At 42.2% G+C, this 26892-nt stretch carries 30 protein-coding genes; 24 read left to right on the plus strand and 6 right to left on the minus strand.

The window, feature by feature from the left end; translation table 11 throughout:
- Nucleotides 1–189: 189 nt before the first annotated feature.
- The 4 genes from QNH36_RS04270 (at nucleotide 190) to QNH36_RS04285 (ending at nucleotide 3741) form a co-directional block, all read left to right on the plus strand.
- Entirely contained in the window at nucleotides 190–693 is a 504-nt protein-coding gene (locus tag QNH36_RS04270) for a methylated-DNA--[protein]-cysteine S-methyltransferase (RefSeq protein WP_144475278.1), read from the plus strand.
- A 508-nt stretch (nucleotides 694–1201) separates the two neighbouring features.
- Nucleotides 1202–1702, plus strand: coding sequence for a flavodoxin domain-containing protein (locus tag QNH36_RS04275; protein ID WP_144475277.1), 501 nt, complete (start codon nucleotides 1202–1204; stop codon nucleotides 1700–1702).
- A gap of 99 nt (nucleotides 1703–1801) precedes the next feature.
- On the plus strand, nucleotides 1802–2353 hold the full coding sequence (locus QNH36_RS04280) for an undecaprenyl-diphosphatase (RefSeq protein ID WP_144475276.1): 552 nt from the start codon (nucleotides 1802–1804) through the stop codon (nucleotides 2351–2353).
- Between the two features lie 122 nt (nucleotides 2354–2475).
- Nucleotides 2476–3741: a hemolysin family protein gene (locus tag QNH36_RS04285; RefSeq protein WP_251544702.1), complete on the plus strand. Its 1266-nt coding sequence runs from the start codon at nucleotides 2476–2478 to the stop codon at nucleotides 3739–3741.
- A gap of 188 nt (nucleotides 3742–3929) precedes the next feature.
- Here QNH36_RS04285 and QNH36_RS04290 read toward each other — a convergent pair whose 3' ends face one another.
- From QNH36_RS04290 to QNH36_RS04305, 4 genes are all read right to left on the minus strand, one after another.
- A complete protein-coding gene (locus tag QNH36_RS04290; RefSeq protein WP_260983524.1) occupies nucleotides 3930–4061 on the minus strand; it encodes a hypothetical protein in 132 nt (43 codons plus the stop codon).
- Nucleotides 4062–4098: 37 nt separating this feature from the next.
- Complete coding sequence (locus tag QNH36_RS04295; RefSeq protein WP_251544701.1) at nucleotides 4099–4962, minus strand: permease; 864 nt, start codon at nucleotides 4960–4962, stop codon at nucleotides 4099–4101.
- 19 nt (nucleotides 4963–4981) lie between these two features.
- Nucleotides 4982–5152 (minus strand): hypothetical protein, encoded by a 171-nt coding sequence (locus QNH36_RS04300; protein WP_251544700.1) that lies wholly within the window; start codon nucleotides 5150–5152, stop codon nucleotides 4982–4984.
- Between the two features lie 74 nt (nucleotides 5153–5226).
- Entirely contained in the window at nucleotides 5227–5529 is a 303-nt protein-coding gene (locus QNH36_RS04305; protein ID WP_283905372.1) for an ArsR/SmtB family transcription factor, read from the minus strand.
- A 255-nt stretch (nucleotides 5530–5784) separates the two neighbouring features.
- Between QNH36_RS04305 and QNH36_RS04310 the strand changes: the two genes are divergently transcribed.
- The 5 genes from QNH36_RS04310 (at nucleotide 5785) to QNH36_RS04330 (ending at nucleotide 10558) form a co-directional block, all read left to right on the plus strand.
- Nucleotides 5785–6108 (plus strand): ArsR/SmtB family transcription factor, encoded by a 324-nt coding sequence (locus QNH36_RS04310; protein ID WP_144475544.1) that lies wholly within the window; start codon nucleotides 5785–5787, stop codon nucleotides 6106–6108.
- Between the two features lie 15 nt (nucleotides 6109–6123).
- Nucleotides 6124–7419, plus strand: coding sequence for an arsenic transporter (locus QNH36_RS04315; protein ID WP_144475273.1), 1296 nt, complete (start codon nucleotides 6124–6126; stop codon nucleotides 7417–7419).
- A gap of 18 nt (nucleotides 7420–7437) precedes the next feature.
- Nucleotides 7438–7857, plus strand: a complete 420-nt coding sequence (gene arsC / locus QNH36_RS04320; protein WP_144475272.1) for an arsenate reductase (thioredoxin) — start codon at nucleotides 7438–7440, stop codon at nucleotides 7855–7857.
- A 47-nt stretch (nucleotides 7858–7904) separates the two neighbouring features.
- Complete coding sequence (locus tag QNH36_RS04325) at nucleotides 7905–8336, plus strand: protein-tyrosine phosphatase family protein (RefSeq protein ID WP_283904796.1); 432 nt, start codon at nucleotides 7905–7907, stop codon at nucleotides 8334–8336.
- A 449-nt stretch (nucleotides 8337–8785) separates the two neighbouring features.
- Nucleotides 8786–10558, plus strand: coding sequence for a metallophosphoesterase family protein (locus QNH36_RS04330; protein WP_283904797.1), 1773 nt, complete (start codon nucleotides 8786–8788; stop codon nucleotides 10556–10558).
- 321 nt (nucleotides 10559–10879) lie between these two features.
- Here QNH36_RS04330 and QNH36_RS04335 read toward each other — a convergent pair whose 3' ends face one another.
- Nucleotides 10880–11320, minus strand: a complete 441-nt coding sequence (locus QNH36_RS04335; RefSeq protein WP_144475269.1) for a hypothetical protein — start codon at nucleotides 11318–11320, stop codon at nucleotides 10880–10882.
- 3 nt (nucleotides 11321–11323) lie between these two features.
- A complete protein-coding gene (locus QNH36_RS04340; protein ID WP_283904798.1) occupies nucleotides 11324–11668 on the minus strand; it encodes an ASCH domain-containing protein in 345 nt (114 codons plus the stop codon).
- Nucleotides 11669–11848: 180 nt separating this feature from the next.
- On the opposite strand from QNH36_RS04340, the gene QNH36_RS04345 reads away from it, so the two are divergent.
- From QNH36_RS04345 to QNH36_RS04415, 15 genes are all read left to right on the plus strand, one after another.
- Nucleotides 11849–12394, plus strand: coding sequence for a sigma-70 family RNA polymerase sigma factor (locus tag QNH36_RS04345; protein WP_144475267.1), 546 nt, complete (start codon nucleotides 11849–11851; stop codon nucleotides 12392–12394).
- Nucleotides 12375–13376, plus strand: coding sequence for an anti-sigma factor (locus QNH36_RS04350; RefSeq protein WP_283904799.1), 1002 nt, complete (start codon nucleotides 12375–12377; stop codon nucleotides 13374–13376). Before QNH36_RS04345 ends, QNH36_RS04350 begins: the two co-directional genes overlap by 20 nt.
- 230 nt (nucleotides 13377–13606) lie before the next feature.
- Nucleotides 13607–14641: a GGDEF domain-containing protein gene (locus tag QNH36_RS04355; protein WP_283904800.1), complete on the plus strand. Its 1035-nt coding sequence runs from the start codon at nucleotides 13607–13609 to the stop codon at nucleotides 14639–14641.
- A 144-nt stretch (nucleotides 14642–14785) separates the two neighbouring features.
- Nucleotides 14786–15451: an L-serine ammonia-lyase, iron-sulfur-dependent subunit beta gene (gene sdaAB, locus QNH36_RS04360; RefSeq protein WP_283904801.1), complete on the plus strand. Its 666-nt coding sequence runs from the start codon at nucleotides 14786–14788 to the stop codon at nucleotides 15449–15451.
- Between the two features lie 27 nt (nucleotides 15452–15478).
- Entirely contained in the window at nucleotides 15479–16384 is a 906-nt protein-coding gene (sdaAA, locus tag QNH36_RS04365; RefSeq protein WP_283904802.1) for an L-serine ammonia-lyase, iron-sulfur-dependent, subunit alpha, read from the plus strand.
- Nucleotides 16385–16523: 139 nt separating this feature from the next.
- Entirely contained in the window at nucleotides 16524–17684 is a 1161-nt protein-coding gene (locus QNH36_RS04370; protein ID WP_283904803.1) for a murein hydrolase activator EnvC family protein, read from the plus strand.
- A gap of 96 nt (nucleotides 17685–17780) precedes the next feature.
- Entirely contained in the window at nucleotides 17781–18146 is a 366-nt protein-coding gene (locus QNH36_RS04375) for a MerR family transcriptional regulator (RefSeq protein WP_481825302.1), read from the plus strand.
- Nucleotides 18143–19816: an acyl-CoA dehydrogenase family protein gene (locus QNH36_RS04380; protein WP_283904805.1), complete on the plus strand. Its 1674-nt coding sequence runs from the start codon at nucleotides 18143–18145 to the stop codon at nucleotides 19814–19816. Before QNH36_RS04375 ends, QNH36_RS04380 begins: the two co-directional genes overlap by 4 nt.
- Before the next feature lie 194 nt (nucleotides 19817–20010).
- Nucleotides 20011–21951: an asparagine synthase-related protein gene (locus QNH36_RS04385; protein WP_283904806.1), complete on the plus strand. Its 1941-nt coding sequence runs from the start codon at nucleotides 20011–20013 to the stop codon at nucleotides 21949–21951.
- 14 nt (nucleotides 21952–21965) lie between these two features.
- A complete protein-coding gene (locus QNH36_RS04390) occupies nucleotides 21966–22091 on the plus strand; it encodes a paeninodin family lasso peptide (RefSeq protein ID WP_283904807.1) in 126 nt (41 codons plus the stop codon).
- A 105-nt stretch (nucleotides 22092–22196) separates the two neighbouring features.
- A complete protein-coding gene (locus QNH36_RS04395) occupies nucleotides 22197–23114 on the plus strand; it encodes a phosphoenolpyruvate carboxykinase (ATP) (protein WP_283904808.1) in 918 nt (305 codons plus the stop codon).
- Between the two features lie 11 nt (nucleotides 23115–23125).
- Nucleotides 23126–23422: a lasso peptide biosynthesis PqqD family chaperone gene (locus tag QNH36_RS04400; RefSeq protein WP_283904809.1), complete on the plus strand. Its 297-nt coding sequence runs from the start codon at nucleotides 23126–23128 to the stop codon at nucleotides 23420–23422.
- Between the two features lie 6 nt (nucleotides 23423–23428).
- Entirely contained in the window at nucleotides 23429–23875 is a 447-nt protein-coding gene (locus QNH36_RS04405; RefSeq protein WP_283904810.1) for a lasso peptide biosynthesis B2 protein, read from the plus strand.
- Nucleotides 23876–23899: 24 nt separating this feature from the next.
- Nucleotides 23900–25096, plus strand: coding sequence for a nucleotidyltransferase domain-containing protein (locus QNH36_RS04410; protein WP_283904811.1), 1197 nt, complete (start codon nucleotides 23900–23902; stop codon nucleotides 25094–25096).
- The gene (locus QNH36_RS04415) at nucleotides 25093–26889 is read left to right on the plus strand and encodes an ABC transporter ATP-binding protein (protein ID WP_283904812.1); all 1797 of its coding nucleotides are present in this window, start codon (nucleotides 25093–25095) and stop codon (nucleotides 26887–26889) included. The genes QNH36_RS04410 and QNH36_RS04415 overlap by 4 nt, the downstream gene beginning before the upstream one ends.
- The last annotated feature ends 3 nt before the right edge of the window (nucleotides 26890–26892 follow it).

The raw sequence follows: 26892 nt of genomic DNA on the forward strand, positions 1-26892 counted from the left end.
CTTCCTTTTTAGATAAAATAAGCTGCTTTTTTGCATTGTCCATGTTTATAACCTCCTTTGTTTTAATGGGAGTGTACTAAGCACTCCATCTTCATCGTAAAGGGAAAATTTGCTAGTGTAAAGAAAATTCAATCTATTTAGTTTGCAAGATTTTTCGATATAATGAAGAAAAAAGAGGAGTGAGGCTACATGGAACAAATAATTCATTGGGGGATTATTGAGTTTGAGCATGGCCCAATCTATATTGCAGCAACGCCTCAAGGCTTATGCTATGTTGGTTCGCCTGAGGAAGACTTCGAACATATGGTAAAACGGTTCCCGGCCGCGGATTTCGCAGAGAATTCAGAAGCAATGGAACCATACGCAAACGAATTGAAGGAATATCTGGAGGGAGGACGCACTGATTTTTCCCTGCCAGTGGATGTAAAAGGAACCCCATTCCAGGAAGCCGTTTGGACAGCATTGAGAGAAATCCCTTATGGTGCGACATATACATACTCCGAAATTGCCGTAAAAATCGGGAAGCCTGCCGCAGTAAGAGCAGTCGGAACCGCTATCGGCGCAAACCCGGTCCTGATTACAGTTCCCTGTCACCGAGTCATCGGGAAAAATGGGGCGATCACAGGGTATCGTGGCGGAATTGAGATGAAGCAGCATTTGTTGGAGCTGGAGAAAGCACAAAGTAAGGGGTAAGGTGCAGAAGTTGGTGGGTATTAGGATATTAGTAGTAGAAAAGTAGAAGCTCCGCCCGAAAAAGAAGGAATCTCGAAGGTACGGTCGGAGAAAGAGAGAAGCTCCGCCCGAAAAAGAAGGAAGCTCAAGGTTACGGTCGGAGAAAGGGAGAAGCTCCGCCCGAAAAAGAAGGAATCTCAAGGTTACGGTCGGAGAAAGAGAGAAGCTGCGCCCGAAAAAGAAGGAAGCTCAAGGTTACGGTCGGAGAAAGAGGGAAGCTCCGCCCGAAAAAGAAGGAAGCTCAAGGTTACGGTCGGAGAAATGGAGAAGCTGCCCTGCAAAAACAGAGAGATTAAGGCTACCGTGGTGAGAAGACCAAATCTTTTTCACTAAGTGAAGTATTCCTGATGTATTGGAATGATTTTGTAAGAAATCTGTCATACATCTCTCACACTTTTTCTGCACCCAACAGCTATAATGAACCCAAATGGACGATTGCAGAATACCAGAGAGTGATGGGGGCGATCTAATGAAAAGTTTGATTGTTTACTGCTCAACACATGGTACGACAGCAAAGGCGGTGCATCTTTTACGAAAGCGGATTGAGGGGGATGTGATTGCCATCAATCTTGATAAAACGAGGCTTCATTCAGATTTGGAGCTGTTTGATTCGGTGATGATTGGCGGGTCCATCCACGGCGGCAGCATTCAGGGGAAAGTCAAGAAATTCATGAAGGAGCATGAGGATGTGCTTCAGAGGAAGAATCTTGGATTATTTCTCTGCTGCATGAGGGAAGGGAAGGAAGCGCAGGAACAGTTTGAAGCGGCGTTTCCGGCCAATCTGAGAGAAGCTGCAATAGCGAAAGGGCTTTTCGGCGGCGAGTTCATTTTTTCGAAAATGAATTTCTTTGAAAAAATCATCGCGAAAAGTGTGAATGGTGAGACGGAAGATCTATCAAGGTTCGATGTGGAAGCGATTCATGAGTTCGCCGATGCATTCAATCACAATCATAAATATATCCCTGTTTAGGATCGAAGGCTTTGATTAAAGCCTTCGTTTTTTGTTTTTCGACAGGGGAAATATTGTATAATCATATTAATTTGTCATGGGGAGTGTGTGCATCACTATATGAATATTGAACTTTTCAAAATGGTCAATGACCTAGGAAAGGAATTCACGTTTTTGAATCCGATTATGGTCCTGATTGCAAAAAATACGATTTATCTTCTGGCGTTAGCAGTGATAATCTACTTGTTCAGCCGGAAGGATGAAAACCGATTGATGATTATGAGCGGCTTGGCAGCACTGATTTTAGCGGAAATCACCGGGAAGATAGCTGGCATGTTTCATTCGAACAACCAGCCATTTGCTGAGCTGGCCGATGTAAATAAATTGATCGATATGGAAGTGAACAATTCATTTCCGAGTGACCATACGATTATCTTTTTCACAATGGCGGTTACGTTCTGGCTGTTTAAAAGAAAGCATACATACTTATGGATATTACTTGCTCTGGTCGTTGGTTTTTCACGAATATGGGTCGGTGTGCATTACCCTGCCGACATCCTTGTCGGGGCGATTCTTGGATCAGCATTTGCTTATCTGGGCTACCGCTTGATTCCAACGATTAAGTTGACGAATAAGAATAAATTGACAGGCGAAGAAATGAAGAATCTCTGATTATGAAACCTTTGTGCCGGGTAAACCGTACATAGGTGAGGCTGAGGTAGAGTTATTTGATTTATTTGTGCCAGACAAGTAAAATATATTCTGACAAATTTTTTTTCGGAGAGTGAATTTTTTTGGAAGTTCCCATAGGTTTAGTCATTTTATTAGGTGTTTTAATTCTTTTGTCTGCCTTCTTTTCATCGGCAGAAACCGCTTTTTCCAGTGTCAATAGAATCAGGCTGAGAAACTATGAGTCTGAGGGCCGCGCTGGAAGCAAGAATGCTCTGTATATTGCTGAGAATTTCGATGACGCGCTGTCTACTATTCTAGTAGGTAATAATATCGTCAATATTGCGGCGGCGAGTATTTCATCAAAGGTTGCTGTTGATATCTTTGGAGCAAGCACGGGTCTTATCATCAGTACTTTTGGTATGACAATCTTGATCCTGATTTTTGGTGAAATCCTGCCGAAGTCGATCGCAAAGGAACATGCAGAAACTTATTCGTTAAAAATATCTGGTATTCTGCTGTTGCTGATCAAAATCCTGACGCCAATTAATTTCCTGTTCAGTAAACTAAAGGCATTTGTATCGAAGGTCTTTTCGAAGGATGGGGAAGTCCAGCCATCTGTTACAGAAGAGGAAATCAAGGTGATGGTCGACATCAGTGAAGAAGAGGGCGTCATCAACAATGAGGAGAGGGAGCTTGTACACCGTTCCCTGGAATTCAACGATGTTCTTGTCGGCGAAATTTTAACACATCGAATGGATATGATTACAATCGAAGTAAGCCAGCCACTTGAGGAAATCAAGCAAATATTCCTTGAGGAACGTTTTTCAAGGGTGCCGGTTTACGAAGACAATATAGATAATATCATCGGATTCTTATCCGAACGTGAATTTTTTGCAGAACTGATCCAGAATAAAGAAGTCAATGTCCGTGAGATGCTGCGCCAGCCGATGTTTGTGGTGAAGTCGATGAAAATCGCTACACTGCTGCCTGAACTGCAGAGGACGAAGAGCCATATGGCCATTGTCGTTGATGAGTTTGGCGGCACGAGCGGCTTGATCACCCTCGAAGACATCCTTGAAGAGCTGGTCGGCGAGATTTGGGATGAGCATGATGAGAAAGTCAACATCATGACGAAGATCGATGAAAACACATATGAATTCGATGCGGCATATGATCTTGATGATTTTGCCGAATTGTTCAAGGTGCCGATGCCAGAAACGTCTTATCATAACCTCGGCGGCTGGATTTTTGAAACATTGGAAAGCATACCGGTAAACGGTGATTCATTTGATTATGAAAACCTCAGAATCATCGTCAAGGAAGTAGAAAATCACCGCATTCGTAAAATAAAAGTGGATATCCTGCCCATTTTAGAGGTGGAAGAGTAAAAAAGAAGGTGGAATCAGGCGTTTTAGATGCCTGGTTCCACCTTTTTTGTTTACTGCTCTTGATGATAATTGAGATTTGCACGGATACTGCCTGTAATTGCACTGTAAAGCAGGGAAGTGCACGCACAATGATGGGAATTGCACGGTGAAAATCGCTAATTGCACAGTCTTCCCTTTACTGTGAAAACCTAGCAGCAAGCTGTTTCCCCGCCGCAGCAAGCTTCAGCTTTATCTTCTGTTTCCTGGACTTCCTTGATTTCCACGCCGCAGCAATCAGACTTTGAGTTGCTGCCCATCAAGATTTTAATAAAGTTAGACATTGATTTTCACCTCCTTTCATCAAGAAAAATTGATTTATTAAACAAAATAGAATACAAAACCAGATATGGTGGACATTGTGATCACGGATGCAATGAAGGCAATCACAAGCTGCTTTTTAAAGATTGATTTTAGCAGGATGACTTCCGGCAAGCTAGCACCAGCTGAACTGATCATCATCGCCATCACCGGGCCAAGGGCCATTCCTTTTAAAATCAGCATTTGTGAGATAGGGATCATGCTTGATAAACGGATGTACAATGGGATGCCTGCGATAGCGGCAACCGGAATCAACCACCATGCATCGTGCCCAAACCACTTTGTGATGAACTCTGTCGGAACCAAACCGTGAATGACAGCACCAATCGCAGCACCTATCAGCAAGTATGGATACACGCTTTTCATCAGCGACCAGGTTTCATTTACAGCGAACCGCCAATTGAATTTTTGGTTGCTTTCTTCATATCCAGACATGATGACGTTTTTTACATAGCGCTGGAAGCCGAGTTTATCAAGGGTGAAACCTATGATGACAGAAAAAATACTTGTTATGACCGTATACAAAATCGTCACCTTCCAGCCCATCACGACCCCCATGATCGTTAAGATTGTTGGGTCAAGCACAGGAGAAGCGAAGAGGAAAACCATGACGATTGAAAACGGGATTTTCTTTTTCAGCATATTAACAACTACGGGTATCGTCGAGCAGGAACAAAAAGGTGTGATAAAGGCGAACAGGATGGCGGCAAAGCTTGCGAGCAACTTGTTGCGGCCGGTTAATTTTTTCTCGATTTTTTCGTAAGGGATATAGCCCTGGAGGAGGCTGATCAAAAAGGAAATCCCAATGAAAAGCAAGGTTAATTCAACCGCAATCCATATAAAACTTTTTAGAAATTCAATCATTTTCTTCTCCCTTCTTCCTTTAGCAATTGGCGGGTACTGGACAGCATGTTGGCTGTTGTTCTTGTTTTGGGGAAACCCAATATAATCTTTTCATTTCAGGCTGTTCAAAGAACTTCCATGCGTCTCTAGCCCTCCTTTCCACTTCCCGCTGTTTTAACTGGGCCATTGTTTGATAATCTTGATAAAACATGTATATCCTCTCCTTAATCAAAATATGTTGATTTATTTATCAAAAAAAATTGATTAAATATTTGAAAAGTAAACCTAACAACAGTTGCTAGGTCTGAAAAGGCAGCAAAGCTCTGGAGATAGCAGGTGGTTGATTTCTTTCGTGTTCACGGCGTAGTAGCTCCAGGTTCCCTTTGTTTCTTTTTGGATCAGATTGGCATCAAGCAAAATTTTTAAATGGTATGATAATTTTGATTGCGGCATGTCAATCAGTTCACTTAGATCGCAAACGCAGCTGGAGTCTTGCTGGCATAGGAGGTTAAGAATATGCAGGCGTTTTTGGTCGGAAAGGGCTTTGAACTTCTTTTCATATTTTTCAAAGGTGCTTTGTAGCGGCAGTTCCTTAGCGGTTTGGTTGGCAGTAGTCAGGTCTGTTAAAGGAATGAATTTTTCCACTTTCAGCTCTCCTTAATCAAAATCTCTTGATGTATTGTATTATATTTCCTATAAAACCAGTTTGCAACTGTTAAATCAAAAATTTTTGATTTATTTTTGGTAAAGGATTCATAAATAAGTATTGAACATATAAGCAAATCATTATATGATGATACGGTAATTGGAGGTGGAGAGTAATTGATTAAGCAAAGTATTGAAATGGATCAGGCTGCTGCTTTGCTGAAGCTGCTTGGTGATAAGACTCGTCTGACGATGATGAGGATTCTGGCTGATCAGGATTGTTGCGTGTGTGAGTTTGTGGCAATATTCGAGGCGAGCCAGCCGGCGATCAGCCAGCATATCCGTAAGCTGAAAGACGCAGGTCTGGTAAAAGAAAGCAGGAGGGGCCAGTGGATATTTTACTCACTGAACCGGCAATTTGAGCATTTCGATTTTGTTCAATTGCTCTTGGATGCACTGCCAAGCCAGGATGAAAAATTAATAGAACTAGAAAAGCAGGGAAAACGGATTTCCTGTGAATAACGGAGGGTATGAAAATTGTCGACAGCAATCATTGCTTCACTGATCTTTCTCGTGACGCTGACATTGGTCATTTGGCAGCCAAAAGGGCTTAGCATTGGCTGGTCTGCCATCGGTGGGGCGCTAATCGCTTTATTATTTGGTGTTGTTACTTTCCAGGACGTAATCGACGTTACAGGAATCGTCTGGAATGCAACCCTTACATTTATTGCACTGATTATTATCTCACTTATACTCGATGAAATCGGATTTTTCGAATGGGCGGCTTTACATATGGCGCGTGCTGCAAAAGGAAACGGAGTCAGGATGTTTGTCTACGTTACCCTGCTGGGTGCAGGCGTAGCGGCATTGTTCGCAAACGACGGTGCAGCATTGATTTTGACGCCAATTGTACTGGCGATGGTGCGGAACCTGAAATTCGAAGAAAAAATGGTGTTTCCATTCATCATGGCGAGCGGGTTCATTGCCGATACGACATCATTGCCGCTTATCGTCAGCAACCTGGTGAACATTGTTTCTGCTGACTACTTTAATATTGGATTCGTCGAATATGCATCACGCATGATCGTGCCGAACTTCTTCTCGCTGGGTGCAAGTATTCTGGTCTTGTATTTATTTTTCCGAAAGAGCATTCCGAAAAATTACGAGATGTCAGATTTGAAAAAGCCCGCTGAGGCAATCAAGGATATGAAGATGTTCCGCTTATCATGGATTGTGTTGGCCGTCCTGCTTGCCGGCTATTTCGGCAGTGAATTCCTGAACATCCCTGTTTCCTTCATTGCCGGGGTTGTTGCGATTTTCTTCTTGATGATGGCGAGAAGAAGTCCGGCTGTCCATACCTCCACTGTCGTAAAAGGCGCGCCATGGGCGATTGTATTCTTCTCAATTGGCATGTATGTAGTCGTTTACGGACTGCGTAACGCAGGATTGACAAACATCCTTGCTGATGTCATCCAGGCAGCGGCTGACCAGGGCTTGTTTGTTGCTACAATCGGTATGGGCTTCATCGCTGCGATCCTTTCTTCAATCATGAACAATATGCCAACTGTCATGATTGATGCGCTGGCAATTGCGGATACTAACACAACAGGTGTCATCCGCGAAGCGTTGATATATGCGAATGTCATAGGCTCTGATCTAGGACCGAAAATCACGCCGATTGGATCACTGGCAACACTATTGTGGCTGCATGTCCTTTCATTGAAAGGCGTCAAAATTTCTTGGGGCACTTATTTTAAAACAGGAATTATCTTAACCATTCCTACTTTGTTCATCACATTGGTAGGTCTATATATTTGGTTGCTAATTATCTAACAAGGGAGCGAATCTGCTATGGCTAAAAAAACAATCTACTTCCTATGTACGGGAAACTCTTGCAGAAGCCAGATGGCTGAAGGCTGGGCAAAAAAATACTTGGGTGACGAGTGGGAAGTTAAGAGTGCCGGTCTTGAGGCGCACGGCTTGAATCCCAATGCCATCAATGCTATGCACGAAATCGGCATCGATATTAAAGGCCACACTTCCGATGTTATTGATTCTGAAATCCTGAACAACTCTGACCTTGTTGTTACACTTTGCGGCCATGCGGACGAGCATTGCCCAACAACACCACCGCATGTTAGACGTGAACACTGGGGCTTTGATGACCCGGCGAAGGCTGAGGGAACCGATGAAGAAAAGTGGGCCGTGTTCCAGCGAGTGCGTGATCAAATCGGTGACCGTATCAAGACATTTGCTGAGACAGGGAAATAATTATCGTAGCCAGGGGGAAACTCCTGGCTTTTAAAAAAGGAGGAATAGTGAATGAGCAAGAACTATCAGGCGTTAATTCCAGGCAGGATTTTTATCGGGGGCGAAAACGCAATCCCCGAATTACTGAAAATGAAAAAATCGATATGGTGTATGATCTGCGTGCGGAAAATAAAGAAGGGGAGTATGAATATCCACGCACCCACCTGCCAATGTTTGATAATGACTCACAGCAGGATGAGTCGGTCAAAAAGGCTATGGATGAGGTGGCAACTGCTTACGAGTCCGGAAAAAATATTTACTTCCACTGCTCCACGGGCAGAACGAGAACAGGCACGCTGGCCGCAGGTACTTTGCTAAAGCTGAATCGAGCAGACAGCATCGAGGAAGCGAAGTCGAAGGCAAGAGAAGTCCGCGAAGTACTGAATTTGGATTCACAATTGATTACATCCCTTGAAAGAATCTTCCCTGAGAAAAAATGAAGATAACGGACAACGCACGCGAGCAACTAATGAAGGAACAGATTCCATGCATCCGACTTTACTTCGCTGGCATCAGCTGAAGGAGCTCCAGAATTGGACTGGCTCTGGATGAGCCGGACGAAGATGACGAGATCATGCTCGTCGATGGAATCAAGGTCGCAGTGGATCCTTCAATAGAATATGAAGCAAAAACGGTGACAATTGACTATGTAAAAGGTGATTTTGTACTGACAAATAAGAATTTTTGCTGACAGCCGCTACTGAAGTGGCTGTTTTCTTTTTAAAATGGAAAATGGCTATGTATGCAAATGAAAAGGAAAAAATTAGATTCGCAGAGCTGCGGAAGACTGCCGAATCATGTAATATCCTTTGCGTTTTTGTCATGAAACCTTCATACCTCCTTTACAGTGCCATGCTACGATTATGGCAGAAAAGGAGGTATTCAATCAGTGAAAAAGATATTAATGAAATTGTTCATCGGTTCTTTTCTTGTTGCCATTTTGCCTGTATCCACTATAGCGAATGGCAGCTTACTGAATGCTGCAGGGACTAAGGATGGCGGCATCGGAAACAGCACAAATTTCTTGGGTTCTGCACCGAACATCGCAATTGATCCAAAAGTAAACGAAATCATTTACCCTCTTTTTGCAACACCGGCAATCAAACAGAAGGGCCAAACCCTGACTGTGAAAGTAGACAGCAAAGGCGCCGTTGCAGGTGGCTGGAATGTAAAATTAAAACAAACGAATCATTCTGCTTTGACCACAGAATACAATCTTCCGGTACAAAAGGCTGTTGAAAGTAATTCTTACTGGAAAAAGAGCAGCACTATTTATGATGTGACAGTACAAATCCCTGACAATGTCCCGGAAAAATTATACGATCTGGAGGTCTCTTTTACAGGGAACGGCAAGCGTATAACGGATGAACAGCCACACTCCGTTAAGGTTGTTGACCAATTTAAAAAGGATTTCACTTTTTTACATCTGACAGATACACATGTGGGTTCTCCCCGTAATCTAGGTGATCCCGATGATCCTTCCGGAGTGGATCCAGCTATCGCTAAAGAAGCTGGCATGTGGGATCCGGATGAAAGTAAACGCTGGTTATATCTCCAGAAGGCGATTAAAGAAGTAAATCTTTCGAATCCAGATTTTGTTGTCGTGACTGGCGACATGATGTATGGACAGATGAACCCGCAGGAATATATTTATGAGTATGAAGAGACATTCCGTGTTCTGCAAAAACTGAATGTCCCTGTTTACATCGTCCCTGGCAATCATGACTATTATGCCCAGGATGCAACACTTGCAGATGGTGCAAAGTATTGGGAACAATACTTTGGCCCGCAGTATTTCTCATTTGATTATGGCCCATATGCCCATTATATTGGCTACAACTCCTTTGATTGGCACAAATTTGACCGCAGCGGCACAGGAACTGTTTCCGTTCCGACATGGGGCGGGCAAATCAGGGAAGAACAGCTGAACTGGATTAAGGGAGACCTGGCCGCCAATGCAAGGACAGCTGGATCTGGCCAGATTAAAGGGTTGTTTTCACACCACAATCCACTATGGCGTGACCGTGATATTTGGCCGCAAAGCGACCCAGAGGTCCAGAGCTATTGGAAGCAGTATGATGCCAAGCATAATCCGCGGTCATTGACGACTTTATTGCTTGGGGAAAAGCTTGGAATCAAGTATGACCAGCAATGGCACGGTGAAAATGCCCAGGAACTGACAGATGTTATGAAACAATTCAATGTGAATCTTAGTCTGCATGGACACACCCACACTGATGATGTTACAGAGAAGGACGGAATCCTGTATACAACCACAACTGCGATTGAACTGACAGGAAAACCGTGGGTAGGATTCAGAAATTTCAAAGTGAAGAACGGCGAGGTCACATCCCATAAATATGATGACCAGGGACACTCCACGCCAGTCTACCAAAATGGAGATACAAAAAGCGGAGTCATGTCATTCGAAGCGAGCTACAGCCTGCCTAATAATGGACAAGCCTCCAGCCAGGAAGCAACCGTGACAAACAGGCTGGAAAAGGCGATTACTGTAACGGTTCCATTTTACATGGCTGCGGGAAGTTACCAGGCTTCATCAGGTACTGTAAAACAAAATTACAGTGATGGAGAAAAGCAATATCTTGAAATAGAATTGACGGTTCCCGCGAACAGCGAGGAAACGATCAAAATAGGTAAATAGTTGAACGAAGGCTGTCCTTTATGATGGAGGACAGCCTTTGTCTATGTATTATGTATGAATTATGCTGGTGAGACTGTTGAAAAAGGGAAATCATCTGCCATGTAGTTAATTATCTCATTGAAAAAAACTAAACTTTCAAACTGCCAATTTAATTTATTGGCGAATTTTTAAATATATCGACCACATTTTTGAGTTTATCGGCGGATTTTGGAATATATCGACCACATTTTGAATTAATTCGACCACATTTCCAATTATATCGACCAAGTCGGTCATTCCACTAAAAAAAAGCCCGGTTACGCAGCCCGGGCTTCCACTTATTCACCACAAATTCGGCTTCACGACCATGAACCAAAGCATCGACATCAATAAGATGATGTAGGTCCAGATGGTGCGCTTCAGCTTAGCGGCGAGCTCAATTTTGTTTGCACCTTCTTCGGCAAATTTCCGAAGTGTTGGCGAGAATGCCCGTGCCAGGAAAAACAGGGAAGCGAACAGCAGCGCCAGGGTCCCGACAATCCATGGTGTTTTCCATGTCCATGGGCCGAGGATGACGAGCAGCACTCCCGATCCAATCAGTACGTGGCCGGCGTGCTTGGACATACGCACGACTGATTTCAGCAAAGCCAAGTGGGCTTCCAGTTCTCTTCCCACAGCATCAGGCAGTTTTTTTACAATCGGCATCAATATGAAGAAAGGTCCGATTGACGCAATCACGCTTGCGACGTGAAGATAAATGATGATCCGGTACAATAAATCCATTTTTTATTCTTCGACAGGGCTGAATTCATGCACCCAAACGCGCATTTGCGGAAGCCATGGCATTCCCGGGTGATAAGCTAGGATCGACTGCTTGTACTCCTCGACTGTTTCAAAGCCTTCGCGCTGTGCATCGGCAGCTGTCAATTCGCCAAGTGATTGTGAGTAGACATTGTCCACGACGAATTTCTTTCCTTTTAACTCCATGATTTCGCCTACATCGGCATAACGGCCGTTACGGCGAGTCGCTGTTTTCTTGCCTTCCAGCACTAAATTAATATCGTCTTCCATTGTAATCAGACGCTCGATCTCACATGTTTTTGGCGGCAAAGCATTGTTTTGTTCAGTCATTGAAAAAACTCCCTTCCGTATGTTCCTATCTAATGTACCATATTTTTAAAAAAGAAAGCCAAGCCAATCAACGTGAAAATAGTGTTTTTTAAAGTTTTTTCCAAAAAACCGGAAATAGAGTGTAACATTTTACATAGTTCATCGTTTTAGTAGCGGGATTTTAAATTAAGGGGCAATTGTATGGACGACAGCAGAAGGAATGAACTCGAAAATTTGTATAGGAAGTACACGAAGCCCCTGTATTATTTTTTGCTGAAGCTTTCAGGGTCGACGCAGCTGGCCGAGGATTTGACGCAGGAAACATTTGTCCGGGCAACGATTTCGCTTTCTTTTTATGAGAATGAGGATGTCAGGGCCTGGCTGTTCAAGGTGGCGCGCAATGCTTACCTGGATGAATGGCGCAAGAGGCAGCGAAGGAAATGGGTGCCATTTGCCGATTATTTGTTTGCGAAGGATGAGATGGCAAGTCCTTATGGGCTGCCAGAGGATGAGGCGATACAGGCGGAGACTTTCGATGACCTGCAGCAGCTGATGACTTTTTTGCCGGAGCAGTATCGGTCGATCCTCTATTTGCGCGAGGTCGAAATGTTCAGTTATCAGGAAATACAGGAAGCACTTGACCTGTCGGAGAACCAGGTGAAGGTGACACTGCATCGGGCACGGAAAAAGCTCGCGCAAATGGCGAAAAAACAGGGATGGAAGGACGATGAACATGGAATGGAATAAAGACAAGGAAAAGAAAATCCTGTTAAAATATCGATTCACATTGACGGTGAAGGTGATCAGAGTCATCGCAGCCGTGCTGTTCCTCTTCTGGCTGTATATGCTGGTGATTTCGATCAGCTATGATGCGCTCGGTCTTGATAAGAAACATATTTTTTACAGCAGGGTGGCGATGGACTGGACGCAGCCGAATATGCAGGAGGAGTTTGGCAGCATCGAATCAGCGGAAATCACACCTTTATTTACGCAAAAAATTTCTTATCCAGTTTACAAAATGGTTGGAAAGGAGCCGGAACTGGTAGGCACGAAGCAGTTGGCCAAACGGCTGATTACGATGTTTTCAACAAATACAACTGAATACCTAAAACCAAAAACGGAAAGTGAGTATCGTTTTTACCTTCCGGAGCATCCGAAGACCGGAAAGAAGCTTGAGGGGAATGAGGACCCTTCGGTATGGACGAAGCTTGAGAAGGTCCATGAAGGCACGGTTGCCGAGCTTTCTTTTTCAACAAAAGAGTATATGACACCTGAAGAAATGCTGGAGTTTTTGAAGCCCTATGATCTTGATGTATTATGGGTGCCTTTGTATACTGGGGAGTTGAAGGAGTATGAAGAAGGCTCGTGGGGAAGCAATGATTTTATGTCAGTCGCACCTTTTGGTTTTACAGGCGGACGTGAAACAGGGGATGACTATAATTCGCAGAGTAAGTATTCTCTTGATGAGAAATTCACTGAGCTAAATAAGAAATTGATGTTACAACAAATGAAAGACCTCCTGGATAACGAATCAACCAGCTACCGTGAAAATTTCCTAGGCCTTTCCCATCTAGAGGAGCGGTACAATTATTTGATGAAGGAAGGCTTCCAGGTTTACGGCGCTGTCGTGACCGGACCTGTAAAAGAACTGCTCAAGCTGAAAGAAAATGAGCAGATTCAGGGTGCCAACCTTGGGGATATGACGTACTGGAACTGGACGGAGGAATAAGATAAATTTAAAAAGAAGCAGGAGTCTTTTCTAGGACTTTTGCTTCTTTTTTTGCAGTTGGAAATATACTAAAATAGTGTCTTCTAGTACAATAGAAGTAGAGGATTCCCGCTGTAATCTTCGTATAAGACACCCATTTATTTCAAATTCATAATAATTATTTTCGAGGGAAAGCTTGGCAGAGCCTGCTGGATCGTTATCGATGTCTGGCGGCTGGGGAGATGAGATAGATGTTTAATAAATTTGATAGTATCGACGAATTGAAGCGAAGCGTCTACATGTGGATGCTGCCGATCATCACGGTTGCCCTTGTCATCAATAGCTTCCTGAATAAGCAGAGCCAAGTTGATATGATCATAAACTCTACACTTATTTTTTGGTTTTCTGTTAGCTGGGTCCTGGCATTTATCAATCGGGGAATCCGGTTTGGAGAGTATTCCAATTTATTATTAGTCAGTATATATCATGTCTTTACCTTATTTGACGTTGTCCACAACGATTTGGCGATAACCGGCGGTTCGCTCGGTGATTTCATCGTCTGGATGCCGCTAATCATCATGTTTTTCTTTCTTGTGCTGGGAACAAAAAGAGGGTTGTATTTCTCAATCTTCATCTTCCTGATTACCTTAACCATCGCGGTGATCCACAGCGGACAATTGACATCAGAACCCATCGATTCCCTGACTCAATTTCATGCAGCGAACATCGTCTATATTCTCGTACTTTTTTATGCGCAAAATATGTTCCGTGCTTTTACAGAAAGAGATTTCTTTAAAAAGCACGCTTATATCGATTCCCTGACACGCGTTGCCAATCGCCATCAGATTGACGCCTGGCTAGAGGTAAAGCTCGCAGCTGCAGAAGATGATAAGAAGCCATTTTCGATCATTTTTTTCGATATTGACCATTTTAAAAAAGTGAATGATGAGTTCGGCCATAAAATCGGTGACTGTGTGCTCAAGGAATTGTCTGCCATCATCGCTGGCAATCTAACAGACGGAGACCATTTCGGCCGCTGGGGCGGAGAGGAATTCATGCTGATCATCAATGATACCGGCGGACAAGTGTATGAAAAGGCAGAACATTTACGCAAAATCGTCGAAAACCATTGCTTTAAAGGAGCAGGCAGCCTGACTGCGAGCTTCGGAGTAACGGAATTCCAGTCCGGCGATAATATTGACTCATTGCTGAACCGTGCCGATGAAGCATTATATGCATCGAAAAACAGCGGCAGAAATAAAGTCAGCGTGAAGGAACCATCCTGATTGTTCTGGGATGGTTTTTTAAATTTCCAACAATAAATGATTAAACTATATAGATAATGTGGTAAGATAACTATGGCTAGGATTATTTAAAAATAATAGTATATGAAATCGCTTTCAATAGATTTGTAAAAGGAGCAGTGCACCATGAAATATCGTTCTGCATTTGATATTATAGGTCCGGTGATGATCGGGCCATCGAGTTCGCATACAGCCGGCGCTGCAAGGATTGGCCGCGTGGCGCGCACATTGTTCGAAAAACAGCCGACAAAGGCCGTCATCTCCCTGTACGGCTCTTTTGCTAAAACCTATAAAGGACATGGAACAGATTTGGCACTTGTTGCCGGAATCATGGACTTTGATACATTTGATGAACGAATTCCAGATGCTTTGAAAATCGCGGAGCAATCCGGGCTCGAAGTGGAATTCATTACCGAGGATGCTGTCACAGAGCATCCGAACACGGTAAAAATAAATCTTTACGATGGACAGGGCAAGGAGCTTGAAATTGTCGGGATTTCCATCGGCGGCGGAACGATTGAGATCACTGAAATCAATTCGTTCAAGCTGAAGCTGTCCGGCGCCAACCCGGCGATCCTTGTCGTCCATCATGACAGGTTCGGGCTGATCTCGGCAGTGACATCTGTATTATCCAAATATCAAATTAACATCGGCCATATGGAAGTTTCCCGCAAAGACAAGGGAGACATCGCCGTCATGGTCATCGAAATGGACCACAAACTCGACGACGGAGTTTATACGGAGTTAACAGCACTTGATGGTGTTGACCAGGTCATCCGTCTCGTTGACTAAATATGAGTTACATCAGGAGGGCTAGCCATGTTTCGTAATGTTGCGGAGCTTGTTGAATTAGCTGAAAAAAATAACGTGAAGATCGCCGAAATCATGATTCGGCAGGAAATAGAAGTTTCAGGCCGTTCCCGCGAGGAAATCATTGCCCAGATGGACAATAACCTGCAGGTCATGGAACGCGCTGTGGAAAGAGGTTTGGCTGGCGTTAAATCCCAGACCGGCCTGACCGGCGGAGACGCAGTCTTGCTGCAAAACTATATCGCCACCGGGAAATCCTTGGGTGGGAACTTATTATTAGATGCCGTCAGCAAAGCGGTCGCGACGAATGAAGTGAACGCAGCAATGGGCATCATCTGTGCAACACCTACTGCAGGATCAGCAGGCGTTGTGCCGGGGACACTTTTTGCAGTAAAAGAGAAATTGAACCCAACACGCATGGAAATGATCGAGTATTTGTTCACGACAGCAGCATTCGGTTTTGTCGTTGCCAACAACGCTTCGATTTCCGGAGCTGCGGGTGGCTGTCAAGCAGAAGTAGGCTCAGCTGCAAGTATGGCCGCGGCGGCAATCGTTGAAATGGCAGGCGGAACACCACAACAGTCATCTGAAGCATTTGCAATTACGATGAAAAATATGCTCGGACTGGTCTGTGACCCTGTTGCAGGGCTAGTCGAGGTTCCATGTGTAAAAAGAAACGCGATGGGTGCTTCGAACGCCATCACTGCTGCCGACATGGCACTTGCCGGCATCACAAGCCGAATTCCTTGCGATGAAGTCATCGGTGCGATGTATGCCATCGGTCAGACGATGCCATCCGCGCTGAGGGAAACAGCAGAAGGCGGACTTGCGGCAACACCAACAGGCCGTCGCCTGGAGCAAGAAATCTTTGGGAAGCCAAAGGAAAAACTCGTAGATTATTTGATTCAGAAGTGATGTAAGCCACTCTCTATCGAGGGTGGTTTTTTACTTTTCCCGAACCCAAAAGTCGACAGATTTAGCACCTTCGCCTCTGTATACTGGATGAAAGAATACATAGAATCAGTCATGCAGACTTGAATAACGGAGGAAAAGGGTGTTTAAACGAAGTGTATTTCTCGCAGTGACGATTGGACTGGCTGGCATGAGTTCAGCCTATGCTGAAGCAACGGAGGATCTGCCCGAAATCCGTCAGAAACGTTTTGACCTGAAACAGGATTTCACTGAGAAAGAAAAGCAAATTAAATCAATGGATGCGGCGGAGCAAAAATATCTTTCTGAACTGAAGGCACTGGATGACGAGGTGTCGAGGATTAATCAGGAAATCCGTGATCTGCAAAGCATAATGGTTGAGGCGGAGATAATTGCAGCAGATATGAAAATTGAAATCGATAAGCTGGCTCACAACATAAAGCATCGAGAGCAATTAATCAAAAAGCGTCTGCAGACCATGCAGAATCAGGACGGATTAGGCTTGTATGTGGATCTGATTTTTGATTCGAAAAATCTATCCCAGTTGTTTGATGCGGCAACCGCTGTCAGCACCTTCATTAAAGCAGATAAAGATTTACTGGCAAAGCATCAGGCAGACCTGGAGTTGAAAAAAAAGCAGGGATCAGAGTTGGAGCGGAAAATTGTTTTGCTGGAAAAAGACCAGCTTGAATTGGATTCACTGGAGGCTGAATTGCAAAAGAGGGTCAAAGAGAAACAGCGTTTGCTTGATTCGGTTCAGAAGCAGAAACAGGAGAACGAATCCGAGCTGATGGATATGTATGAAGTCTATGTCAACCTGGCATCCCAGGAGATTGCGATTTTGAAAGAAAAACAGAGAGTGGAGTTTAGTAGCACTCAACCAGAAGAGGGATTCATCATGCCAGCCAGAGGCGATTTGACATCCGGCTACGGTCCAAGATGGGGAAGGCTGCATGCTGGAATCGACATTGCCGATGAATCTCCAGATTCATCCGTTGTCGCCGCAGCATCCGGAACCGTCATCCGATCCTATTATTCTGCGACATACGGAAACTGCGTCCTGATCACCCACAAGATTAACGGCAAGACCTTCACCACACTATACGCCCATCTGGAAAAAAGCACAGTGATAACCGGACAGAGCATTAATAAAGGGGAAATGCTTGGCTACATGGGCAATACCGGAGACAGCCGCGGCAAGCATCTCCACTTCGAAATCCACGAAGGCCAGTGGAACTATGAAAAATCAAACAGCGTCGACCCGCTGCAATATGTGAAAAAATAAGCCAGGTTTCCTTGGGAAATCTGGCTTGCTCTTTACGTTAACGTCAATGGTATAATTAATTTACTGATTATTCTGTTAAAAGTAGAGGTTTTGCTTATGTATTCGATTTCTGATTTGGCTGAAGAATTTGGCGTCACAACTCGGACCATCCGGTATTATGAGGAACTTGGTCTTTTGAATCCATCACGTTCCGAAGGCGGCCGCCGTGTTTACTCCAGCAGCGACCTGACAAGATTAAAGCTTGTTCTTCGAGGGAAGAGATTTGGTTTTTCACTTGAGGAAATCAAGGAGATGGTGCTGCTATTTAACGAGGATCGCTCAGGTGAAAAGCAGTTGAAACGGACGATTGAGTACGGGGAAGAGAAACTGGCAGAAGTAAATGAGAGAATATGTGAACTGGTTGAAATCAGGGAAGAAATCGAAAGGCTGATGAAGGATTTTAAAAGGAGGCTAATTGAATGAATTTTTACGAGGAAGACCCGCAGCTTCGGGCTTTATTGAAGGATTTAATGGATGAAGAATTTTTTGAGTACGCAGATCGGGAGCTGCGGGCGTTCGGCGAAAAATGCGCCAACGAAATCGACCAGCGCGCCAGGTTCACTGACCGAGAAGGCCAGCCGAAGCTAATCAAATTCGATGCCTATGGTGACGATATTTCGGAAGTGTGGGTGAACGATGGCTATCGGAAAACGGTCGAAGATTCATATAATACAGGGATTGTCGGTTATGTCCATAAAGAAATTCCCGAGCTCGGGCATCGCGGGAATTATATATATTCCTACGCCCAGGGCTACCTCCTGTCCCAAACGGAGCCTGGCTTTTACTGTCCGGTGACGCTGACTATGGCAACAGCTTATTTGCTGGATCAGTATGCATCATCAGAGTTAAAAGAGAAATTCCTGCCACATGTTTTATCTACAGGTGAAACAACATTATACGAAGGCGCGACATTCCTGACCGAACGCCAGGGTGGATCCGACGTTGGTGCGAATTTAGTTAAGGCAGTCCAGACTAGTGACGGCTACAAGCTCTACGGTGAAAAATACTTCGCCTCCAACGCAGGAATGTGCGGCGCCGCAATGGTGCTTGCAAGAAAAGAAGGAGCCCCAGCTGGCACAAAAGGTTTGACATTGTTCGCCGCACCGTGGCGCAAAGATGACGGAAAACTGAACAGCATCAAAATCCGAAGGCTAAAAGATAAGCTCGGCGTTAGGGCAGTCCCATCAGCAGAAGTCGAATTTGAAGGTGCAGAAGCTTATGTAGTTGGCGATCCTACAAAAGGCTTTTATTACATGATGGAAGCACTCAATCTTTCTCGAGTCTGCAATACCGTCGCCTCACTCGGCATCATGCGCCGCGCATATCGCGAAGCGCGGGAGTACGCACTAAAGAGGGACGCTTTCGGCAAAAAGCTCGCCGACTTCCCAATGATCAAAGACTCCCTAGTTAAAATGGCCGTAAAACTCGAAGTCGAAACCAGAACCGTCTTCAAGTACCTGCCACTATTTGAAAAAGTTATGAGGAATGAGCCAGGAGTATCAGAAAAAGACATCGTTTTGAATCGACTCTACATAGCACTTTTGAAAAAAGAAACCGCAGAACAGGCCGTCCACTTTGCACATGAAGCCATTGAAATGCACGGCGGGAATGGGTATATTGAAGACTTTGTTACACCAAGGTTGTTAAGAGATGCGCAAGTGTTGACCGTATGGGAAGGTACGGCGAATATTCTCGGACTTGAGGTATTGAGATTGATGGAGAAGTTTAATGCCGGAGGTTTGTTTTTGGAGGAGATGAAGGTGCGAATTGCTGGAATGAACGGAGAGCATGTCGACCAAGTACGTGGTGGAATAGAGCAGCTCGAGAAACTGCTGGTGTCTCTCCAGACCGCATCATATGACCATAAGACATTTCACTCCAAGCGTGTTGCTGAATTGATGGTGAAGATCTTTGAGAGTGTGAATGCTTTGGAGCATTCAGCTAGTGGGGATGAACGGGCAGAGAAGGTGACGGAAGTCTATATGGAAGAAACTTGGAGATCAGGACATGAATTTAATGAACGATTGAAATCAGTGGATTACTTTGATGTAGTTATGGCAATAGAGAAACTTGAGAAAGAAACTGCTGTCTAAAAGTCAAAACAAGCCTAAGTCCGCTTAGGCTTGTTTCTTTGTCGAGAAATCAGGAATTATGACTACTAAAATATTTTGAAAATAAATTCTTTATAGGATGTTGACACTGTAAATCATAGATGGTATTTTTATCATATGTTCTATATAAAGAACAAATGTATTCTATATTAAGATATCCATGGCAGGAGGAAAAGATGAGCGCAATTGCAGGAATCATACATTTAAAAAAAGAGCCAGTTCCCTTCGAGCATGGAAGGAACATAATGAAAGGCCTCGAAAAATTCCCGGCAGACGATATCCAAGTCTGGCACAAACACAATGCCTTCATTGGAAATCATGCGCAATGGATCACTCCAGAATCCGTCGGAGAGCAGCAACCCTTCTATGATTCCGAAAGACAATGCGTGATCACTGCAGATGCCATCATCGATAATCGCGAAGAATTGTTCGAAAAGCTGCAAGTCGAGCGATCAAAACAGAAACACATGCCAGACAGCCAGCTCATTTTGCTAGCTTACTATAAATGGGGAGAAGAATCTCCAAAACACCTTGTAGGCGACTTCGCTTATATGATCTGGGATGAGAGAAACCAGAAACTATTTGGTGCGAGGGATTTTTCAGGGTCACGGACTTTGTATTATTACAAAGATGATGAGAGATTTGCTTTTTGTACTACTATTATGCCTCTTTTTACGTTGCCTGGGGTTAAGAAGGAATTGAATGAGCAGTGGATGGCAGAGTTTTTGGCTATACCAGTTAACTTTGAATCAGTTGAGCCGACTTCCACTACTTATAAACGAATAGAACAGTTGGCTCCTTCTCACTCTATTAGTTTGAAGAATGAAAGGGTTCAGTTATCTAGATATTGTTACCTTATGGAAGGTAATAAGGAATTAAAACTAAAATCAGATGAAGAGTATGAAACAGCCTTTCGGGATATGTTTGAAAAAGCTGTTAAATCTAGAATTAGAACACATCATAATGTAGGAGCGCACTTAAGTGGGGGATTAGATTCAGGGTCAGTAGTAAGCTTTGCATCAAAAGCATTAAAACAAGAAAATAAAAAATTGAATACATTTAGTTATATCCCGGTTGATGGATTTGAAGATTGGACCCATAAAAGCAGAGTTGCCGATGAAAGTCCCTATATAAAAGCTACTGTAAACCATGTTGGAAATATCAATGATCATTATTTGAGTTTTGAAGATAGAAGTCCATATACTGAGATTGATGATTGGCTAGATACTTTGGAAATGCCTTATAAGTTCTTTGAGAATACGTTCTGGCTGAGAGGAATGTATGAGCAAGCTCAAAATCAAAATATAGGTGTTCTACTGAATGGACAGCGAGGAAATTGGACTATTTCTTGGGGTCCGGTGTTAGATTTTTATGCTATTTTAATGAAAAAAATCAAATGGATAAAACTTTATCAAGAACTAAATCAATATAGCAGAAACATGGGTGTACATAAATCAAAAATTATGGCAGCCGCTCGAAAAAAGGCCTTCCCTTTTTTATATAGTTTGATTAATACTGAAGAGCCTTTTCATTTTCCAACAATTATTAACCCAGACTTTGCAAAACAAACTGACGTTTTCAATAAACTTCATGTTCAGGGGATCGATGTTTCCCTTTCTAAACTTCCAACAGCTTATGAAGTAAGGGATAGACAGTTTAGGCAACTTTATTATTGGAATATAACGGGGACTTACGGGGCGAAATTTTCCTTGAGGTATTCCGTATGGGACAGAGATCCGACCAATGATTTACGTCTAATCAAGTTTTGTTTATCAGTACCTGAGAATCAATTCGTGAGTCAAGGGTTAGATCGTTCGCTTATCAGAAGGGCAACAAAAGAGTATTTACCGGATAAAGTTAGACTCAATATGAGTTCAAGAGGTGTGCAAGGCGCTGATGGAGTTCATCGAATGTCTCATAATTGGAACACTTTTATAGGGGAATTGGAAAAAATGAGTAGTGATGCTGTAACTATGAATTTCTTGGATACTCAAGTTATTAAAACAGCGATAGCAAAGATAAAAGATAACTCTAACCCTGAATATGCATTTGACTTTGATTTTAGGATTTTAATGCGCAGTTTAATAGTTCATCGCTTTATAAAAAAACTTTCTTGAGAGGAGGTGAAAGAATGAAAAAGCAATGGCAAAGACCTGAATTAGAAGTACTTAATGTTAGCATGACAATGGCAGGACCAGGGATTAAGACCCCAGATGCCACTCAACCAGATGTTGATGAAATGGTTCACTTCAGTTAATTTGCAATGATGATTCATACCTGAACAAATGCCCTTATACAATTAATTTCCGTATGAGGGCGTTTTTTAAAAACAGTCATTAATGGATTAATTGGAGTGAGTCGAATGATTGGAGCAAAAGCAAAAATGGTTTATCACGCCTTTGGCCTAAAAATCAAAAGCACTATTCCCTTACCAGAATTAGTTGTTTCAGAAGAATCATTTGAAATGAATGAAGTAAATATCGATATTGCAGAATTAAATGAATTATGGGCAGAAAAAGAGATTCAACCAGGGAAATTCTTTGTGGATGATCAGATGGTCATGTTTCGTATTCCTGAAACTGCTACGTTTCTAATAGAAAAAGGTGAAAAAATCCTGGTGTCCCCCATGAAAGAATCTGACGATAACAAGATTCGTCTCTATATTCTCGGAACTTGTATGGGTGCGTTACTTATGCAAAGGAAAGTGATGGCACTACATGGAAGTGCTATTGCAATCGATGGAAAGGCATATGCATTTATTGGACATTCTGGTGCAGGAAAGTCTACTCTGGCTTCAACATTTGTTAATCATGGATATCAGCTTTTAAGCGATGATATTATACCTGTAGTAATGGATAAGGAAGGATGTCCTTTCGTTATACCTACATACCCTCAACAGAAATTATGGCAGGAAAGCCTTCAGAATTTTGGGATGGATTCCTCTGTTTTTACTCCATTATTCGAAAGAGAAACAAAGTTCGCTATTCCTGTCCACTCCAGTTACTGCAAGGAGCAACTACCGCTTGCGGGAGTATTTGAGATCACAAGAGCAGAGGAAGACCGTGTAAAGATAGGACCAATTCAAAGTCTGGAAAGGTTTGAAACACTATACAATCATACTTTTCGATACTCCTTAATCCAGCTTCTGGGGCTAATGGAGTGGCACTTTACAGAATCGGCAGGGATTATAAAAAAGATTAAAATGTACCAAGTTCAACGCCCTATCGATGGTTTTACAGCACCTGAGATGGTGGAGAAAATCTTAAAGGAATTATGTTAGGAGTGAAGCAGATGCTGATAAAAGAAAAACTAACAGTGGAAAGTAAAATCGTTCAGAAGCCGGGAAGTATCGTTAGTGATATGGATGGAGAGAAAGTGATGCTTAATATGGATAATGGAAATTACTATAACCTAGGTGAAATTGGTGGAGCTATTTGGGAAATTATAAAAGAACCAATTTCTATTGATGAGTTAATTAATAATCTTCTTGTAGAATATGAAGTTGATAAATCAGATTGTGAGAATCATGTAATCTCATTTGCAAATAAATTATATTCAGAAGGTTTAATTTCCGCTGTAAACAGGTGAGGCAAAATGCTATTTCCTCAAAAACTAATAACGATATTCCATTTGAGCAGGACGGAAAAATTGCTTTTTTTAGAGGCCATTCTGTTCCTAGCGTTGGCGCGTTTCCTTAAAGTAATACCGTTTAAGCGGTTAACACGCACTTTAGGTAATCACATGTGTGAATCCTCTTTTCAAGAAGATCCTTCCCTATACGGCACTATTAAATCGATATCATGTGCTATTCATATCATGAGCAGATATACATTCTGGGAAAGTAAATGTTTAGTAAAAGCAATAGCAGGCATGAAAATGCTGCAAAGACGGGGAATTGAAAGTACATTGTATCTAGGAACAGCAAAAGATGAAGATGGGAAAATGATTGCCCATGCTTGGCTGCGAAGTGGTTCATATTACGTTTGTGGTGCAGAAGAAATGAAACGGTTTACCGTAATAAGCAAGTTTGCGAATAAATAAGTTATAGAATAAGAGGAAATTACCATGGAAAATATGGTTGAAAGAAAATATTTTTCAAAAGAATTACAGCTCCTGCTTTTTATCTTGGATTCTAAAATAGACGATAAGAATCTCTCGAATGAGAAAGAGAGATTTAGAGATATTAACTGGGATCATTTTTTACAGCTAACACTTCATCATCGTGTTTACCCTATACTTTATACTAAGTTAAAGGGGATAAATTGCAGCCTTATCCCTGCAAAGGTATTAGGAAAGCTGCAGCATTATTATCAAAAAAACATTTTTCAAATGCTAATGCTGACAGGAGAATCAGAAAGTATATCCAGCACTTTTATTGCCGAGAAAATCCGAACAATTTTTTTAAAAGGTTCTACTCTTGGCGAATATTTGTATGGGGATCTTTCTTTAAGGACATCTTCTGATATTGATATTCTTATACCAATTGAAGATTTAGAACGAGCTGAGATGACGCTCTTAAAACTTGGATATGTAAAAGACGATTATATACTGACTGTCCTGAATGATTGGAAATGGAGACATCATCATATCACTTTCATCCATCCGCAAAAGAAAATAAAGGTGGAAATACACTGGAGATTGAACCCAGGTCCGTCATGGAATCCGTCATTTGAAGATTTATGGGAAAGAAAGAACAAAAGTACGATCACCGATATACCTTTGTATATGTTAGGTAAGGAAGATTTATTTGTTTTTTTGGTTTCACATGGAGCACGCCATGGTTGGTCGCGGCTTCGCTGGCTGGTAGATATAGACAGGTTGGTTAGTAAAGATTTGAACTGGAACGCTATTAAAAGTCTGCTAAAAAAGTATCATCTCACCGCAATAGGAGGGCAGGCCCTTTTCCTTTCTTCGGAATTGTTGAATTCTGACAGTCCACACGAACTAAAGGGAATATCCAACTCGAAAAGATCAAAAAGACTGGCTGAAGGAGCCTTATTTTACATTAAGCAATTAGTTAATCTCCATGTCGAACCTTTACCTGAAGAGATTGCAAACTACCATAAAAGTCATTTGTTTTTATTAATGTCGTTTAAGCAAAAAGTATTATTTATTCTTAGTTTCCTATATCCATATCCAGAGGATGCTCAAGCTTTGCCATTGCCAAAGGCCCTTCATTTTTTATATTTTCCTTTAAGGCCATTTCTTTGGGTAATTAGAAGGAAAAGGAAGCAGGCGTTGTTACAGGAGGATATTACATGAAACACTTCTTGTATTATATACAACGATTATTTACCTACTCTGGCAGCATCCTCTATTGGAATATTGTTGGAATGGCATTAATTGGTTTTATAGAAGGGCTCAGTGTATTGCTGCTAGTTCCCTTACTTAGCGAGAGCGGGGTAATGAATTTAGACCTCGAAATCTATACTGGCCCCATTGGCTTCTGGGAATCCATGCCTAATGCTTTGAAATTTCCTTTCATCCTGCTCACTTACGTAATATTAATTACTGGACAAAATTTGGTGGATAGAAACTTAAATATAAGGAATGTCAAGATTGCGCATGGATTTATAGGGAAAATAAGAATAGACACATATAATGCATTATTAAATGCTAATTGGGGATTTTTCACAAGAAAAAGAAAATCTGATCTGATCAATATTATGACGATTGAATTGGCAAGAGTTTCGGGAGGAGTATACCAGTTTATTCAGCTATTAACCACAATTATATTTAGTATTATTCAAATTGGCTTCGCCCTCTGGTTATCTGCAAAGATGACAGTATTCGTTATTTTCAGTGGGCTAATATTATCATTGGTTTCTCGGAAATTTATTAAACAAGCGAAAAAGCTAGGCAGAAAAACTTCATTGTTATCCCAGAAATACTTAGCAGGGATTACAGATCAATTAAATGGCATCAAGGATATAAAAAGCAACGCGTTAGAAGAGACGCAAATGAGCTGGCTTCAATCAGTAGTTCAAGGAATGTATTCAGAGCAAGTCGAGTATATAAATAATAAAATTTCTTCTCAGCTATTTTATAAAATCTCCTCAGCTATTCTTATAGCGATATTTATTTTTTTCTCTGTAAAGATGTTCAATTCGCAGCCATCCCAGTTCTTATTAATTATTGTGATTTTCTCTCGCCTGTGGCCGAAAGTAATCGGAATTCAATCTAACCTAGAACAAGTAGCATCAACAATTCACGCCTTTAAGTCATTAAATGCCCTTCGGGAAGAATGTAATGCAGCAAGAGAAGTTTTATCTGATTTGAAAAAAACTAAGGCAATGCGAATCGCTTTGAATAAGGGGATCCAATGCGAGGGTGTTTATTTTAGATACGATATTTCAATTTCAACCTTTGCTTTGAAAAATATTAATATAAGAATTCCAGCAAATCAAATGACAGCAATAGTAGGCCCATCAGGTGCGGGAAAGAGTACATTGGTTGATATTTTAATGGGTCTTCATTCGCCTGAAGACGGGAAGGTCTTAATAGATGACAAGCCAATTACAGATGAGCTGTTAATTTTATTAAGAAAATCTATTAGTTATGTTCCACAGGAGCCCTTTTTGTTCAATATGAGTATAAAAGAGAATTTTAAAATGATTAATCCGGAAGTAACAACGGAACAAATATGGAAGACGTTGGAATTAACAGCTGCTGAAGAATTTGTCAGGAAATTACCTAATGGGCTCGATACAGAAATAGGGGATAGGGGAATTAAGCTTTCCGGTGGAGAACGGCAAAGGCTAGTAATGGCAAGAGCCCTTAGTAAGAATCCGAATATTTTAATCCTTGACGAAGCTACCAGTGCATTAGATTCAGAAAATGAATCAATAATTCAAGAGACAATCGAACAACTAAAAGGAAAGATGACAATAATAGTTATAGCCCATCGCTTGTCGACAATAAGGAATGCGGATCAAATAATCGTAGTGGAGGATGGAGAAGTCATCCAGAGTGGAAAGTTTCGTCAACTTGAAAATGATTCCTCAGGTATTTTTAACAGATTATTAAAAAAGCAAGCTGATCGCTTGTCATCATAAAAA

This window comes from Mesobacillus sp. AQ2 (genome assembly GCF_030122805.1).
GTDB classification, from domain to species: Bacteria; Bacillota; Bacilli; order Bacillales; family Cytobacillaceae; genus Mesobacillus; species Mesobacillus oceanisediminis_A.

Coding starts and splice junctions, on each gene's coding strand:
- QNH36_RS04270 (WP_144475278.1), top strand. CDS start 190: ATGGAACAAATAATTCATTGGGGGATTATTGAGTTTGAGCATGGCCCA.
- QNH36_RS04275 (WP_144475277.1), top strand. CDS start 1,202: ATGAAAAGTTTGATTGTTTACTGCTCAACACATGGTACGACAGCAAAG.
- QNH36_RS04280 (WP_144475276.1), top strand. CDS start 1,802: ATGAATATTGAACTTTTCAAAATGGTCAATGACCTAGGAAAGGAATTC.
- QNH36_RS04290 (WP_260983524.1), bottom strand. CDS start 4,061: ATGTCTAACTTTATTAAAATCTTGATGGGCAGCAACTCAAAGTCTGAT.
- QNH36_RS04295 (WP_251544701.1), bottom strand. CDS start 4,962: ATGATTGAATTTCTAAAAAGTTTTATATGGATTGCGGTTGAATTAACC.
- QNH36_RS04300 (WP_251544700.1), bottom strand. CDS start 5,152: ATGTTTTATCAAGATTATCAAACAATGGCCCAGTTAAAACAGCGGGAA.
- QNH36_RS04310 (WP_144475544.1), top strand. CDS start 5,785: ATGGATCAGGCTGCTGCTTTGCTGAAGCTGCTTGGTGATAAGACTCGT.
- arsC (WP_144475272.1), top strand. CDS start 7,438: ATGGCTAAAAAAACAATCTACTTCCTATGTACGGGAAACTCTTGCAGA.
- QNH36_RS04335 (WP_144475269.1), bottom strand. CDS start 11,320: ATGGATTTATTGTACCGGATCATCATTTATCTTCACGTCGCAAGCGTG.
- QNH36_RS04340 (WP_283904798.1), bottom strand. CDS start 11,668: ATGACTGAACAAAACAATGCTTTGCCGCCAAAAACATGTGAGATCGAG.
- QNH36_RS04345 (WP_144475267.1), top strand. CDS start 11,849: ATGGACGACAGCAGAAGGAATGAACTCGAAAATTTGTATAGGAAGTAC.
- QNH36_RS04350 (WP_283904799.1), top strand. CDS start 12,375: ATGAACATGGAATGGAATAAAGACAAGGAAAAGAAAATCCTGTTAAAA.
- QNH36_RS04355 (WP_283904800.1), top strand. CDS start 13,607: ATGTTTAATAAATTTGATAGTATCGACGAATTGAAGCGAAGCGTCTAC.
- sdaAB (WP_283904801.1), top strand. CDS start 14,786: ATGAAATATCGTTCTGCATTTGATATTATAGGTCCGGTGATGATCGGG.
- sdaAA (WP_283904802.1), top strand. CDS start 15,479: ATGTTTCGTAATGTTGCGGAGCTTGTTGAATTAGCTGAAAAAAATAAC.
- QNH36_RS04375 (WP_481825302.1), top strand. CDS start 17,781: ATGTATTCGATTTCTGATTTGGCTGAAGAATTTGGCGTCACAACTCGG.
- QNH36_RS04380 (WP_283904805.1), top strand. CDS start 18,143: ATGAATTTTTACGAGGAAGACCCGCAGCTTCGGGCTTTATTGAAGGAT.
- QNH36_RS04385 (WP_283904806.1), top strand. CDS start 20,011: ATGAGCGCAATTGCAGGAATCATACATTTAAAAAAAGAGCCAGTTCCC.
- QNH36_RS04390 (WP_283904807.1), top strand. CDS start 21,966: ATGAAAAAGCAATGGCAAAGACCTGAATTAGAAGTACTTAATGTTAGC.
- QNH36_RS04395 (WP_283904808.1), top strand. CDS start 22,197: ATGATTGGAGCAAAAGCAAAAATGGTTTATCACGCCTTTGGCCTAAAA.
- QNH36_RS04400 (WP_283904809.1), top strand. CDS start 23,126: ATGCTGATAAAAGAAAAACTAACAGTGGAAAGTAAAATCGTTCAGAAG.
- QNH36_RS04405 (WP_283904810.1), top strand. CDS start 23,429: ATGCTATTTCCTCAAAAACTAATAACGATATTCCATTTGAGCAGGACG.
- QNH36_RS04410 (WP_283904811.1), top strand. CDS start 23,900: ATGGAAAATATGGTTGAAAGAAAATATTTTTCAAAAGAATTACAGCTC.
- QNH36_RS04415 (WP_283904812.1), top strand. CDS start 25,093: ATGAAACACTTCTTGTATTATATACAACGATTATTTACCTACTCTGGC.